The following is a 14,085-nucleotide window of genomic DNA, read 5'->3' as shown; positions in this document are numbered from 1 at the left end:
TCGCCTGGGAAAGACGATCACACTCCGACGTCCTGTTTTTAGCCTAAAGTCATCACAATGATCGAGACGTTGGAATGCGCCGTTGTCGGCGCCGGAGTGGTCGGGCTTGCCGTTGGGCGCGCCTTGGCGCGCGACGGTCGCGAGGTCGTGGTGCTCGAAAAGGAAGACGCCGTCGGCACGGGAATCAGCGCCCGCAACAGCGAGGTCATCCATGCCGGAATTTACTATCCCCACGGCTCCTTGAAAGCGCGCTTGTGCGTCGATGGGCGAATGATGCTTTACGACTACCTGCACACTCGCCATATCAACCATGAGAAATGCGGAAAGTTGATCGTGGCGTGCCGGGAAACCGAAGACGTCCGATTGAACGAGATTGCCGCATGCGCGCGGTCGAACGGCGTCGGCGATTTGCAAAAGCTGGCGCAAAATCAGGTCCGCGCGCTGGAACCTCAATTGAACGCCCGCGCGGCCCTGTTTTCTCCTTCGACGGGAATCCTCGATGCGCACGCCTACATGCTCAGCCTCCAGGGCGAGTTGGAGAACGCCGGGGGCATGGTGGCGCTGAACAGCCCCCTCCAACGGATATTGCCGACCCCCGACGGACGCCACCTTCGGATGGACACCGGTGGCCCCACCCCGATGACGATCGACTGCCGTTGGATCGTTAACTGCGCCGGGCTTGACGCCCAGCATGTCGCCGCGTCGTGCGCCACGCTAGCGGGCGAAAAAATTCCGCCGCGATACCTCGCCAAGGGCAGTTATTTCACCTTGAGCGGTCGGGCGCCGTTTCGCCACCTGATTTATCCCGTCCCGCAACCGGCCGGGCTAGGCGTGCACCTGACGCTCGACCTCGGCGGACAGGCTAAGTTCGGACCCGACGTCGAATGGATCGACACCATCGATTATGCGGTCGATAGCGCGCGGGCCGAACGTTTCTACGCCGCCATCAGAAGCTATTGGCCGGACCTGAAGGACGGCGCGCTGCACCCGGGGTACGCGGGTATTCGCCCAAAGCTTCAAGCCCCCGGCACGGCGCAGCGCGATTTCATGATCCAGGGACCGGAAGATCATGGCGTCGGCGGCCTTATCAATCTTTACGGAATTGAATCGCCGGGGCTGACCGCCGCACTGGCGATTGCCAAAATGATCCGTGCGCGCATACGTTAGGGTTAGGACGATGACGGGATGGTGATAAGGACAAGAATGTCTCCTGCAGGGCTTCGTTAACAAAATTCGATTACGGTGAACGATCATGAAACGGAAAGAGGCGCGTGTCCCCTTGCAAGAAACGTCCTTCCTCACAAACGCACGACAAATCCATTCCCTGTGGCGGGGTCTGGGGATGGCGTGCGTCCTCGTTCTATCGTTTCTCGGGCTTGTCGCGGGAATGGCGTCCGGTGTTCGGGCGCAAACTCCTCCAGGAGGAACGCAGGCTCCGGCCCCGCAAAGCCAATCTCTCCAAAACCAAACCCCGTTCGACGCTTTGTTGGCGACACCTCCCGCGTTGCGCGACTACCGCCAAGAATTGAGGGACTTTGTCCAGTCCGTCAGCGTTTACGCACGGGCGCTGAAACCGGGCTTTACCGTCATCGCGCAAAATGGCGTGGACCTTTTAGGCAAAGCCGACCCCGAAAATGACGCCAATTTTTTCCCCGCCCGCACCTACATGCACAGCCTCGATGGGGTCATCGCCGAACAGTTGTTCACGACGTACAAGGGCGACCCGCCATCTCCGGAGACGACCAAAAGCGCGGTGGAGCATTTGTCGATGGCCCGAAAATACGGCCTTAAAGTGCTTTCGCTGGAATACGCCGACACGTGGTCAAAAGCGCGCGGCGCCATCCGCAAAAACGTGAAAAATGGCTTCCTTCCCTATATTGGATCCAGCCCGGTCCTCTCGAAGTTGTCGCCCTGGAAACCCGACGCCAACCCAAGAAGCATTCTGAGCATGCGCGATGTTAAAAATTTCGCCTACCTGCGCGACAGCCAGGGCTTCGGCACTGCCGACGAGTATGCAAACGCCTTACACAACACAAATTACGATCTTGTTGTCGTTGACGTATTTCACGGGCGCACCGCGCTTACCCCGCAACAAATAGCGTTGATGAAATACAAAAAACTGGGGTCGCGACGGCTGGTTTTCGCACATCTCGACATCACGGCGGCGGAAAGTTATCGATATTACTGGAAACCGCAATGGAAAGAAGGCGCGCCGAAATTCATCAAGGCCCCCTACACCACCAATCCCGATAAATACCACGTCGATTATGCCGATCCGGCATGGCAGGCGATTATTTCGGGAAACGCCAAATCCTATATTTACGGTATTATCACCCAAGGGTTCGACGGCGTCGTCCTTGACGGTCTAGATGCCTATCAATACTTCGAAGGCGGTCTCTAAGCACCTGCCAACGCGGCTTCAAGGATAAGCACACCCCGCACGAGGACCTCGCACGACGGAGCGAAACCGGGCAAGGCGCCTTCTCGCAAGGACGAGACGCTTCATCGCCTCTCGGAGATGGCCGCGATGATAAATCCATCCTCGGGGGGAAAACGACCTTGAATAACAGCGATAGCCTCGGCCTCATCCCTGGCCTCGACATCCTGCACATGGTCATCGGCCCAGTGGTCCTCGAAAAAGAAATGGCTTTTATTTTCCTTCACCAAGGCGCGGACAGTTTTGTTATAAATTGTAAAGACAAACACCGTGTTTCTAGGGCGAATCTGTAACATATCGATAGGACCTCAACCTGAATTAGGTCGCGCAAATCGAAGACGACCTTGAAACCACTTAACCTCGAAAACAGGCCAAAATCCAATTGGAACCGACCCATAAGCGAACGAATGGCGTCATAAAAAAGAAAAAAATATTCTCGAAATGCGCCAATAACATCTTAATGACACAATTGTTAACAAACGATTTCATCATGTCAATGACAGTATTGACCACTCCTGATATTTCTATTTTTTGATTTATATTTTATATTCGATATAGCCTCAAATCGACTGCCGCTTCCGATGGTTGCGCGAAACGCCCCTCCCCCACGAATGTACGGAGGATGTGCGGTAACGGATGCACGGCGCTTTGCGTGGTGACGCCCCAAGAAGGAATTCGGAAATTTCACCAAATAGAACCGCAGGTGGCTAGAGTCAGGGCCTAAAGCCCGTACTGCTCGCGGGCGAATTTTGCGAGGCCCGCTTGCTCAAGCTTACACATCGGCGCAAGGAAAGTGACCTGAACCACGCCGGGACTACGGCCGATCTCGATCGCCCCGGTGACGGTGGCGCGGTTACGCACTTCGGCGACGCTCATATCCAACAAATCCGCCGCCCGCCGCAGTCCATTCTCGGTCGCGTCATTGAGGTTCGGTCCCGAACCGACGATCGAAATCGGTGCGGATTCTTCGAGCGCATCCAGGCCCCATTGCTGCGCCAACTGCTGCGCCTTGGCCCTTTCACGATCGTTAAACGGTCGGGCCAGGGGCGGTAAATCCTCGACAAGAGGGAAAAGAACGGGGCCGTCAAGGGCTCGCCCTTTCACGACTTCGACCTGCAACGTGACGCTGCCGGCGACATCCATCGTGTGTCCGGCAATTTCGCCGTCCCCCTGCAGGGCGTGCATATCCCCCATGTAAATACCCGCGCCCTCGACCTTGACCGGGACGACGAGAATGGCCCCCGCCCTGACGGCGTCAATATCCAGGTGCCCGTCCGTGCGATGTTTGGCAAGATCCTCTTTCGTGATCGCGTATGGATGCGGCGCGCCGACGAGGAAGGGGCCAAAATCTCCCGCGTTGTGCGAATCCGGCATCGGCATGGATGGCGTCGATCCGAGCTGTCCCATGAAAGGACGCATCCGCACCATGACGCCCGCCATGTCCGAAGCGGCGAACGTAAGAATGGGGTGTTGCACGGAACCATCCGGAAGGACCGCGTAATGCGCGGCGTTAGCGGCGATTTTCTCCGCCGCAGCCTTGGGCATCGTTACACCCACGCGACGCGTGTCATCGAAAACAACTGTATAGCCATGCACGAACTGGAATGGCGTTACCGGATTGCCGCAGTCGTCGCAAATGACGGCCTTCGGACCGATCCCCTCCACATGGGTTTCGGGCCACAGCTTGTCGCAGGTCGGGCAGCGCGCCGCCACGTAGGGGTCGCCAAGAAAATAGCCTTCCGGCGAGGTGTCGTGACCGGAAGACGTCGCAATCGACGTCACCGTGACTTGACGGATTCGCAAGGCCACCGCGTCACCCGGCGTGGCGCCCTCGACATAGACCGGTTGAGTGACTTCATGGCCACCGCGTAGCCTTGGCGTGATCATTGGTCCCCAACAGCCCGGGGCGGTGTTGGCGATGATCGTACCGCCATCCTCGACCGGTCCCAGCATGGGTTGATTGGGGTCGAGAATACCGTTGGTGTATGTCTGCACGACCACGTTGCGCTGGGCTTTGACTTGCTCCGGAGAAATGCGTTTTTTAGCTAATGCCATTGTGAGACTCCTTTCAAAACCTAAAAATCGAGACGAACAGGCGTCGCCACGCTTCGAATTTTTTTGCAGCCCTTCGACACGACGGTAAGCGGGGCAGACGCCTTGGCGGATGAGGGAAATTCCTCCCTCCAATGGCGTTTTTTCGTCACGGACGCATGCCCGATAAGCTTTTCCGCACCGATGGGAAGGTTCGCATATGGTTCGCCGAACCGGCGTTTCAGATAAAGCTCGCGGGCTTATCGCCGCAAAGCCCGTCACGAGGCGCAATGGGTGTATTTCCAGAAAATTGGACGCACCCCGCAAACACCATTTCAAAACACCCTTAAGTGTAGCCGAGAACGGTGCATTGGGGAACGATAAAGCAGGCAAAACGGCCTCTGGAATAGCCGTGCACAAGGAACGTGCGCCCCTTCCACAGGGAGGCGCATATTGTCGCTCAGGGTGTCGTTTTCCCGCGCAATCCTAAACCTCTGGATCGAAATGGCGCGGAGCGGGCGACGCGGCGATGGGAACCTGAAAAACAAATCGCGCACCTCCATCCTTGGCCGGTTCCACCCATATTCTCCCTCCAAAAAATGTAATGATCTGCCGGCAGATGGCCAATCCCAGTCCCGTTCCCCGCGGCATTTGGTTCGTCGCCTGATTGGTTTGATGGAATTTTTCGAAGATATACTCTCTGTTTTCCGGCAGGATACCGTCGCCGTTATCACGCACGCTGACCACGATCACGTCCCCCGCCTTGCGCGCGACAACCTCGACCTCGCCTCCCGGATGACGGCAAAATTTGGCCGCATTGGACAACAAATTAGTCGCAACCTGAATGAATTGGTCCCGGTCCGCGCGCACCGGAGGAAGGTTTTCCTCAATGACGCTGTGCAGCGTTACCCCATGCTCGTGCATTAAACCGCTCATCGCCGTCAGGGCTTGATTTAACGCTTCGCTCAAATCGACATCGCGTATCCGCCAATCCATGCGCCCCGCCTCCATTTTGGCGAGATCCAGAATTTGATCGATCAGACGCGTCAGTCGTTCGCTTTCCTGGGTGATCACCATCAGAAACTTTTGGCGCTGCCATGGGGCGATATCCTCTCCGCCGGAGAGAATTTCACCAAACGCGCGAATGGATGTCAGCGGAGTGCGCAACTCGTGACTGACGGTGGAAAGAAAATCGTCCTTTAGGGAATCGAATTCCTTTAGGCGGTTGTTCGCCGCTTGTAATTTGACCGCCATTTCTTCGAGCTGGGCCGACTTGATTTCCAACATCCGTGAATATTCGATCACCTGGGTCGTTTCGTCCAAAATCGAATAAACGGCGTCCAGACCCACGACTTCGCCCTTGACCACGGTCGCGATCATGACCCGCGCGGCGGCTGAACCGATCGCTCCGGCCAGGACCTTTTCGGCATGATGGATCAGGGCCGTGTCGGCATCCTTAGTGGGGTCCAACGCACCGCCACGCGCCGCGGCGAACGCCTCCAAATCGCGCCTGGCGGCGTCATCTCCCAGAAACCGCGCCAACAATGCACGCAGCTCGCCGATACTCGCCGAACCCCGCCAGTAACGGGAATTATCGCCGCCTTCGGTGCGCGCGAAGACATCGACAAAGGACGTCGCCTGAATGCGTTCTATGGCGCTTTGCCACCCCGTAACGGAGACCCCGACAAACCCGCCGATATTGAACACCATGCTCCAAAACAGGGAATGGGACAGGTGGTCAAAACCGGTGAGACCGAACAAGGCATAGGGTTTAAGAAACCCTATAGCGAAAGGTCCATGCTGGACAAAACCGATATCGAGCCATCCCGATTGCGAAAATGACGGCAGTAAAAGAGTATATATCCAGACTCCAAACCCCAACAAAAGGCCCGTCTGCGCCCCCCTTCGGGTCGCCCCCTTCCAAAACATCCCCCCCAGCATCGCCGGGGCGAATTGGGCGATGGCGGAAAATGAAACCAATCCGATCGTCACCAAGGAGTACGATTCGCTGGCGATGCGGAAATAGCCGTACCCCAGCAACAAAATCGCGACGATACTGGTGCGTCTTATCGTCAGCAGCAACATCGAGACGTCGCCGCGCATGTCGATATGCGCGCGCCGCCAGCGCAACAGGAAGGGCATGGCAAGATTGTTGCAAACCATCGTCGATAGCGCGATCGAGGCGACGATCACCATCGACGTCGCCGCCGACAGACCGCCGACGAAGGCGAACAGAGCCAAGGCGCCTTGCCCGAAATGAATGGGTACCGTCAACACGAACATATCGGCGTCGGCGCCGTTGCCGGCAAAAATCATTTTGCCGCCAAGCGCGATCGGCAGCACGAAAATATTGCTCGCCAGTAAATAAAGCGGAAACAGCCAGACCGCCGTGCGTAACTGTCGCTCGCCCGAGTTTTCCACGGCGGTGATATAAAATTGGCGCGGCAGGAACAAAATCGCCGCCATACTAAGCAGCGTCATGGTGACCCACTGGCTGTACCCCGGATCGTTACTGACCGTAAGAAGCTTTCTTAGATCCGCCCGCGCCATGGCCTTGGCGAACAGATCGCCGAACCCGCCATGGACGCTAAAAGTGACGAAAACGCCAACCGCGACAAAAGCGAAAAGCTTAATCAGGGATTCGAAGGCGATCGCCGTCACTAGGCCTTCGTGGTGTTCGTTCGAAGTGATGTGGCGGGTGCCGAACAAAATCGCGAACATTGCCAAGATTAACGCCACGATCAAGGTCGTATCCATGGCGAACAAATGCCCCCCCGAGGTGGCCGGAGTCCCCCGAAAATCCACCAGGATGTTATAACTGGTGGCGATCGATTTCAGTTGAAGGGCGATGTAGGGGGTAATGCCGATAACGGCGATCACCGTCACCATGGCGCCTAATGTGACATTTTTGCCGTAACGCGAGGAAATGAAATCGGCGATGGAGGTGATGCGGTTAACCTTGCAAATGCGCACGATCTTGACCCAGACCAGCGGCCACACCGCGAACATCAAGGTCGGACCGATATAGATGGGCAGAAAATCCAACCCCGTGTGGGCCGCCCGCCCGACGCTGCCGTAGAAGGTCCACGACGTGCAATAAACCGCCAGCGATAGGGTGTAAACGTAAGGGTTTTTGGTCAGGCTGCGCCCTTGGGCGGCACGCCGCTCGCCGTACGAAGCAATGGCGAACAGCCCTCCCAAATAGGCAAAAGACACGCCAACGACCAAACCGCCGAGCATCACGAATCCACCGAGGGCGGAGGGGGCGAAGACGTATCGCGGTTCGAGACGGGCGCGGTGGGGTCGATTTGTCGTCGCGCGCCGATGGCAATCAAAACGATGAGGGCCAACCACGCCCCGTACAGGGTCAGATAGGCCACGGGCATTCCCCCGATCAGGAACTCCCGGTTATAAATTCCCAAAATAGGCGGAAAAAAAATAAGCAGAAAAAAACACAGCAGGACGATCGAAGATTCTTTCTTACGGTGCGTTCGGATCATGGTTCCCTACCATCACTCTTGGCGTCAGCCTTGGCGTCGATCCCGGCGTCAACCCTGGCGTCCGGCGCGGTATCGCCCGGGGTTCGAACGTCCGTCAATTCCGTGTTTTACCGTGCGCGGCAAGCCGATCGCCCTGGTTTTCGACGATTCGAACCAGCCGTTCGCTTAATTCCCGGGTCGAAAAAGGTTTGGTGATAAAATCGTCGGCCCCAACGGCCTTCGCCCGTTCCTTATCGGCGTCACGGCTTTTCGCCGACAGCATGACAACCTTGACGTCCGCCCACCGGGGCGTCCCCTTGATCATTTCGCACACCGCGAAACCATCGCGCTTGGGCAACATGATATCCAACAGGACAACGTCGGCGCGCGCCTGCTCCAGCGCATCGATCGCAAGCACGCCGTCCGTCGCCACACGGACGTCAAATCCCGCCTGTTTCATGATAAACTGCAACGACAGCACAATATTTGGCTCGTCTTCGACGAGCAAAACCGAATACGCCATACTCCCAAGCCATCCCTAGACCGCGACGCGCCCATTTCTTTTTTTTAACATTAGCGCATCGTAACGCCTCTTGTCATGGCTTCCCTTGGAAAGAGAACCGCGCACCACGGGGATACCGTCGGCGGCACGAGTCTTCGGGTCGGCGCGGTCCTAGGGTCAGGACCTCTTCATCTGGTGCGTCTGGTTTGTGAAAAATGTCACAAGCCTGGGAGAAGACTTGCCGGAAGTGCCGTTCACTTTCAAAAGTCTTCGACGACGCTCTTGGGGCATTTTTCACAAATTCCTGCGGGACGGGATGAATTTAAGCGCGGATGTCGTTGGAAAAACCTTGCAATGAGCGCCATTGCGGTGGGTTTTCCGCCTAACCCATACTTAAATTCATCTCCGCCAGACGTATCAGATGAAGAGGTCCTGACCCTAGTGGATCGACTCCGACGTTTCGCTCCCGCGAACCATCGGGCCGACCACTATCTATCTTTTTGTTGCAGTTTGATTTCTTCACACATTTGTGTCCAATTGCATCGGACTCAAATGTTAAACTCAAACCACTAGATCGCCAAATATTCTTCGCGTAGTTCTTTATTGTCCAAGACCTCTTTGGCGGTTCCCGTGAAGACGACCTCGCCGACATCGAGGATGATCGCCCTGTCGGCGAGTTTCAACGCCGCGACGGCATTTTGCTCGACGATCACCGTGGTGATCCCCAGGGCCTTGACTTCATGCAGGATGGCCTCGATTTCATGGACGATCACCGGGGCCAGCCCCTCGTAGGGTTCGTCCAGAAGCAACAGTTTCAAATCCCGAGCCAGCGCCCGCGCCACCGCGAGCATCTGCTGCTCGCCGCCGGACATGGTGGTGGCCTGTTGCGTGCGCCGTTCGGCGAGGCGCGGGAAATGCTCGTAAATGCGCGCCAACGGCCAGCCCGGAGCGCCTTCGATTTGCGCCAAAATAAGGTTTTCCTCGACCGTGATCCCGGGGATGATCCGGCGGTCTTCGGGAACCAGTTGGACCCCCGCCTGGGCGGCTTCGAAGGCCTGCAGGGAATGCAGCGCGGTGCCGTTCAGGTGGATTTCCCCCGACGTCAGCGCCGGGTTGTGCGCCCGGGCGATAGTCCGCAAGGTCGATGTCTTGCCCGCCCCGTTGCGCCCCAGGAGCGCCACGATCTCACCTTCGTGAATATCGAAACTGACATCCTGAACGACGTAGCTTTCCCCGTAATAGGCGTTGATGTTCCGGCAGGAGAAAAAAGCATCGGCGCGCAATTCCTGCTGGGTGTTTTGTGCAAGGGCGGTCATTCCTGCTCCTCCCCGAGGTAGGCTTCGATCACTTTTGGATTGCCGCGCACCGCATCGGGACCGCCCTCGGCGATGACTTGCCCCTGGGCGAGAACGGTAATGGTGTCCGACAGGGCGAAGACGACGCTCATGTCGTGCTCGACGATCACCTTGGTCACGCCGCGAGACGATATTTTCTTTAAAAGGTCGATGGTGCGTTCCGTTTCATGGCGCGACATTCCCGCGGTCGGCTCGTCCAACAACATCAGCCGGGGACGGTGCGCCAGACACAACGCCAGTTCCAGGCGCCGTTTATCCCCACGGGAAAGATAGCGAGCCTGCTCGTGCATCTGATCTTGAAGTCCGACGTCGCACAGAACCTCCTCGCCCACCGCATGAACATCCTTCAGGCTGCGGTCGGTTTTAAACAGGTTTGCCTTAAACGCCCCGTCGCGGGCCGCCAAAGCCGGGATGGTGACGTTTTCGAGCAACGTCAATTCGCCGAAAACCGCCGGTGTTTGAAAAACCTTGGCGATGCCGCGCTGATTGATCTCGTGCGGCGAGACATTGCGCAATGCCCGCCCGTCGAAAATCACCTCGCCCTTATCGGGTCTCAAAAGGCCGGTCAGCACATTCAGCAACGTCGATTTACCCGCCCCGTTGGGGCCGATCAAGGCGTGAACGGTCCCCTCCTCGACGTTCAGGTTAACGTCGCTCAAGGCGTTCAATCCGCCGAAACTCTTCGATACGCAGGAGACTTCCAAAATCGTCATCGCTTAGGCCTCCCCTTTTTCGGCGGGTGGGCCGCTTGGCGCGCTTCGACCCATGATTTTACGATGCACCCTGCGCGCGCCATCGACGAACCCACCGGGCAGGAAGATGACGATCGCCATGAAAATAAGCCCCAGCACCAACAACCACTGTTCGTGCAGGGCGACCGAAATCACATTTTCGAAATAGAGCATGAAGGCCGCCCCGATCATTGGTCCGAACAACGTTCCGACACCACCGATCACCGACATGATGACGATTTTCCCCGAGGTTGACCAATGCAGAAACTCGGTCGCCACGTAAGGTTCGTAAATCACCATCAGCGAGCCTGCGAACGCGGCGAAGATCGCACTAACGACAAACCCTGAAATTTTATAGCGTTGAACATTGATTCCCGTGAACTCCAGGCGGTCCTGGTTCGATTTGATCGCCCTGAGCATTAGCCCGAAAGGCGAGGATGCTATTCTACGTGCGGTAAAATACGCCACGATGGCGAAAAAGGCCGTCAAATAAAAAACATCGGTATCCTTGATCACCGACCCGAACAGGGTCGGCGTCGGCAGCCCCGTCAGGCCGTTATCGCCCCCGGTCCAAGATTGCAACGTGGAGACCGCGGAACTGTAAAACATCTCACCGAACGCCAGGGTTAGAATCGAAAAATAAATGCCCGAACGGCGCAAGGTCAGCATCCCGATAATCAGGGCCGCCACGGTCGTCACAACCACGCTCATCAACATCGCAGGGACGATTTCCGACGAGTAGTGCAACAACATCAAGCCCGTCGTATAGGCGGAAATACCGAAAAACGCGGCATGCCCGAACGATAGGTACCCCATATAGCCCAGCAAAATATCGAACCCGATGGCGAAAATCGCCCAAATCAGAATTTTTGTGTCCAGGCCGGGATACCCCCCGATCAGAGGAAACCAGAACGGCATCGTCAACACGATCACCGCGAAATACGCCACCGGCGCATTGGCGCGCCAAAAGGAGGGATATGTCTTGTTCATCATTCTTCCATCAGTCCCTTTTGTCCCATCAGACCGCGCGGGCGCACCAACAGAACGACGACGGCGATCACGTAGACGATAATCTGCTGGATCGCCGAATATTCAGCCGTGAAACTAAGCGCGAGGCCGAGCAGGAAACTGGCGAGCACCGCGCCCGGCAGCGAGCCCATGCCGCCAATGACGACAACCAGAAACGACGGCACCAGCATGTTCATTCCGATTTCGGGATCGACCTGGGTCACCGGGCCGCCAAAAACCCCGGCGATGCCGGCGATCATCGCCCCCAATCCAAAGACGATGGCGAAGCGCTTGTTGATGTCGATGCCGAGAAACCGCAGCATTTCGGCGTCGCGCATTCCGGCGCGAACGATCAGGCCGAAGCGGGTGAACTGTAACAATACGAACAGGGCGGCGACCGTCGTCATTGAGACGCCGATCAAGATGATGCGCCACTTAGGATACACCACGAAACCTTCCAAGAAGGGAACCCATTCGTGCATCTTGATAATCCCGACCCCCCAACTGGGCAGGGAAAACGGCAGATTGTTGGCCCCGAAGATCCACTTCAGGGTTTCCTGAACCACGATCGCCAGGCCGAACGTCACCAGAATTTGATCCGTGTGCGGGCGTTGATAGAAAAAACGGATCAACCCCTTTTCCAGGATAAGCCCGACGATGAAAAGGATGATCGGCACGCCGACGATGGCGGCGATGAAACCGAACTTGGCGGCGATGACGACCGCCAGGTAGGCGCCCAACATGAACAACGCCCCATGGGCGAAATTGACCAACCCCAGAGTGCCGAACACCAAGGTCAGGCCCAAAGCGATCAGGGCGTATATCGCGCCTAATTGCAACCCGGTCACAAATTGCAGAAAAATATGGTTCGTCAGCGTCCCTGACATTGATGCGCTCCACCCAATATAACCATCACCCGACCGCGGCACGAGGCCGAGGCGGCCCCGCCGCCTTGACCCATTCCACGCGGCGACGGCCGCGCCCGAGGTCTCTCACTCGAAACAGAAAGGTCAAGAGGCCGACGACGGACGTTCGAAAAAGAAATACGGACGCGTCCGTTTCCGGCGGGCGCGTCCGTATCGAAAGAGGACTTAGGCCGGCTTGTAAGGGCCGAGCTCGCCGCCGAAAATTTTCGGATCGTAGGTGACGACGTCGCGAGGCACTTCCTCGACCACTTCGAGAAGGTCGTATTCGCCCTTCTTCTTATCCGGGCCTTTACCGCGCACCACCAAGATGTCCTTGAAGCACTGGTGATCGGCCGCCCGATACAGGGTTTTCCCCGATAGCCCCATTCCCTCGAACTCGAACCCTTCCAGGGCCTTGATAACCTCCGGCGGATAGAACGTTCCCGCCACTTCGCACGCATTGGCGTAAAGCAACGTCTGGCAGTAACACGTCTGCGCCGCCTGGGATGGCGGGAAGCCGTACTCGGCCTCGAACGCCTTGGTGAACACTTTGGAGCCGGCGTCCTGAAGGGTCCAGTTCCAGCCGCTAGTGCCCAGAACGCCGTCAATTTTCGACGCCCCCGCCCCTTGCGCCATCAGGCGCGAGTACAACGGCACCACGATTTCCATATGCTTGCCGTTCTTGATCATATCGCGCATGCCGAAATCGACCGCCTGGCTGAGCGAATTGACCATGTTCTTGCCGTAATGATTGAGCACCAGAACGTCGGCGTCGGAATTGATCACCGCGGTCAGGTACTGCGAGAAATCGGTCGCCTTGAGCGGCGTCATGATATTGCCGACCGTGGTCCAGCCCTGCTTTTCGGTGAATTCCTTCATCGATTCGTACTGGGTGTGGCCCCAGCTGTAATCGGCGGTCAGATGGAAGGCGCGGCGATCCTTGCCGTAGGTTTTCGCCAGCACGGGGGCAAGCGCCTTGCCGGTCATGTACGCGTTAAAGAAATGACGGAAACCGTAACGACGCTTATCCTTACCCGTGGTGTCGTTGGAATGGGTCAGGCCGCACATGAAAATCACGCCGACTTCTTGGGCCAGATACTGTTGGGCGATCGCCACCGAACTGGACGACCCTCCGCCCCACATGATGACCTTGTCACGCTCGATCATGCGCCGGGCGCTGGTGCGCGCGGCGTCGGGGTTGGTTTGGGTGTCGCCGACCACGAAATCGACTTTCTTGCCGAGGACGCCGTTACCCTTCAAAGAACTCGGCTTGAAGGTCTCAAGCATGCCGCCGCCGCTGTTGAGGTGCTTGACGGCAAGTTTATAGGCGCGCAGTTCATCCGCGCCCTCGTCGGCGTAAGCCCCCGTTTGCGGCACGTTAAAGCCGAACATTACTTTTGGCCCGTTAACGGGGAAATTACCCAACGCATCCTGCGCCCAGGCATTTTTCATGAAAAACGCCGGTGTCCCCAGCGCCAGGGTCGTCGCCGCGCCCGCCTTCAACAGACCGCGCCGCGAGACATGTAATATTTTATCGTCACTCATAATGGTGTGTTCTCCCTGTTCTTAAGAACGTGATCATGGCGGGGCGTTTTCGCTCCCGGGCGCGCCCCGTCCGAGGGCGCGCATTCCGGTTG

11 protein-coding genes are annotated in these 14,085 nt (G+C 57.3%); 2 read left to right on the top strand and 9 right to left on the bottom strand.

Annotated features, from left to right (window positions below; translation table 11 throughout):
• Positions 1-57 precede the first annotated feature (57 nt).
• Both P3M64_RS01660 and P3M64_RS01655 read left to right on the top strand, forming a co-directional pair.
• Complete coding sequence (locus P3M64_RS01660) at positions 58-1,167, top strand: NAD(P)/FAD-dependent oxidoreductase (protein WP_207893190.1); 1,110 nt, start codon at positions 58-60, stop codon at positions 1,165-1,167.
• 85 nt (positions 1,168-1,252) lie between these two features.
• On the top strand, positions 1,253-2,401 hold the full coding sequence (locus P3M64_RS01655; RefSeq protein WP_132939571.1) for an endo alpha-1,4 polygalactosaminidase: 1,149 nt from the start codon (positions 1,253-1,255) through the stop codon (positions 2,399-2,401).
• 756 nt (positions 2,402-3,157) lie between these two features.
• Here the strand turns inward: P3M64_RS01655 and P3M64_RS01650 are convergent.
• The 9 genes from P3M64_RS01650 to P3M64_RS01610 all read right to left on the bottom strand — a co-directional run bounded on the left by P3M64_RS01650 (position 3,158) and on the right by P3M64_RS01610 (position 13,993).
• Positions 3,158-4,492 (bottom strand): acetamidase/formamidase family protein, encoded by a 1,335-nt coding sequence (locus P3M64_RS01650; protein ID WP_132939572.1) that lies wholly within the window; start codon positions 4,490-4,492, stop codon positions 3,158-3,160.
• Positions 4,493-4,954: 462 nt separating this feature from the next.
• Positions 4,955-7,708, bottom strand: a complete 2,754-nt coding sequence (locus P3M64_RS01645) for a sensor histidine kinase (protein WP_207893191.1) — start codon at positions 7,706-7,708, stop codon at positions 4,955-4,957.
• Entirely contained in the window at positions 7,708-7,968 is a 261-nt protein-coding gene (locus P3M64_RS01640) for a hypothetical protein (RefSeq protein WP_132939574.1), read from the bottom strand. Before P3M64_RS01640 ends, P3M64_RS01645 begins: the two co-directional genes overlap by 1 nt.
• A 94-nt stretch (positions 7,969-8,062) precedes the next feature.
• The gene (locus tag P3M64_RS01635; RefSeq protein ID WP_132939575.1) at positions 8,063-8,470 is read right to left on the bottom strand and encodes a response regulator transcription factor; all 408 of its coding nucleotides are present in this window, start codon (positions 8,468-8,470) and stop codon (positions 8,063-8,065) included.
• A 548-nt stretch (positions 8,471-9,018) separates the two neighbouring features.
• Positions 9,019-9,765 carry an ABC transporter ATP-binding protein gene (locus tag P3M64_RS01630; RefSeq protein WP_132939576.1) on the bottom strand — a complete coding sequence of 249 codons (747 nt, stop codon included), beginning with the start codon at positions 9,763-9,765 and terminating at the stop codon, positions 9,019-9,021.
• The gene (locus P3M64_RS01625) at positions 9,762-10,517 is read right to left on the bottom strand and encodes an ABC transporter ATP-binding protein (RefSeq protein WP_132939577.1); all 756 of its coding nucleotides are present in this window, start codon (positions 10,515-10,517) and stop codon (positions 9,762-9,764) included. Before P3M64_RS01625 ends, P3M64_RS01630 begins: the two co-directional genes overlap by 4 nt.
• 3 nt (positions 10,518-10,520) lie before the next feature.
• A complete protein-coding gene (locus P3M64_RS01620; RefSeq protein ID WP_132939578.1) occupies positions 10,521-11,528 on the bottom strand; it encodes a branched-chain amino acid ABC transporter permease in 1,008 nt (335 codons plus the stop codon).
• Positions 11,525-12,430, bottom strand: a complete 906-nt coding sequence (locus P3M64_RS01615; RefSeq protein ID WP_132939579.1) for a branched-chain amino acid ABC transporter permease — start codon at positions 12,428-12,430, stop codon at positions 11,525-11,527. The genes P3M64_RS01620 and P3M64_RS01615 overlap by 4 nt, the downstream gene beginning before the upstream one ends.
• 204 nt (positions 12,431-12,634) lie before the next feature.
• The gene (locus P3M64_RS01610) at positions 12,635-13,993 is read right to left on the bottom strand and encodes a substrate-binding protein (protein WP_132939580.1); all 1,359 of its coding nucleotides are present in this window, start codon (positions 13,991-13,993) and stop codon (positions 12,635-12,637) included.
• Positions 13,994-14,085 lie beyond the last annotated feature (92 nt).

It is taken from the genome of Varunaivibrio sulfuroxidans (assembly GCF_029318635.1).
In the GTDB taxonomy this organism is placed as follows: Bacteria; Pseudomonadota; Alphaproteobacteria; order Rhodospirillales; family Magnetovibrionaceae; genus Varunaivibrio; species Varunaivibrio sulfuroxidans.
The sequence above is the reverse complement of the archived record's forward strand: the minus strand, read 5'-3'. Positions and strand labels throughout refer to the sequence as shown.

What these genes read in the sequence shown, in the direction of transcription:
- P3M64_RS01620 (WP_132939578.1), bottom strand. Translation starts at nt 11,528, where the DNA reads ATGATGAACAAGACATATCCCTCCTTTTGGCGCGCCAATGCGCCGGTG.
- P3M64_RS01635 (WP_132939575.1), bottom strand. Translation starts at nt 8,470, where the DNA reads ATGGCGTATTCGGTTTTGCTCGTCGAAGACGAGCCAAATATTGTGCTG.
- P3M64_RS01625 (WP_132939577.1), bottom strand. Translation starts at nt 10,517, where the DNA reads ATGACGATTTTGGAAGTCTCCTGCGTATCGAAGAGTTTCGGCGGATTG.
- P3M64_RS01655 (WP_132939571.1), top strand. Translation starts at nt 1,253, where the DNA reads ATGAAACGGAAAGAGGCGCGTGTCCCCTTGCAAGAAACGTCCTTCCTC.
- P3M64_RS01640 (WP_132939574.1), bottom strand. Translation starts at nt 7,968, where the DNA reads ATGATCCGAACGCACCGTAAGAAAGAATCTTCGATCGTCCTGCTGTGT.
- P3M64_RS01615 (WP_132939579.1), bottom strand. Translation starts at nt 12,430, where the DNA reads ATGTCAGGGACGCTGACGAACCATATTTTTCTGCAATTTGTGACCGGG.
- P3M64_RS01645 (WP_207893191.1), bottom strand. Translation starts at nt 7,708, where the DNA reads ATGCTCGGCGGTTTGGTCGTTGGCGTGTCTTTTGCCTATTTGGGAGGG.
- P3M64_RS01630 (WP_132939576.1), bottom strand. Translation starts at nt 9,765, where the DNA reads ATGACCGCCCTTGCACAAAACACCCAGCAGGAATTGCGCGCCGATGCT.
- P3M64_RS01650 (WP_132939572.1), bottom strand. Translation starts at nt 4,492, where the DNA reads ATGGCATTAGCTAAAAAACGCATTTCTCCGGAGCAAGTCAAAGCCCAG.
- P3M64_RS01610 (WP_132939580.1), bottom strand. Translation starts at nt 13,993, where the DNA reads ATGAGTGACGATAAAATATTACATGTCTCGCGGCGCGGTCTGTTGAAG.
- P3M64_RS01660 (WP_207893190.1), top strand. Translation starts at nt 58, where the DNA reads ATGATCGAGACGTTGGAATGCGCCGTTGTCGGCGCCGGAGTGGTCGGG.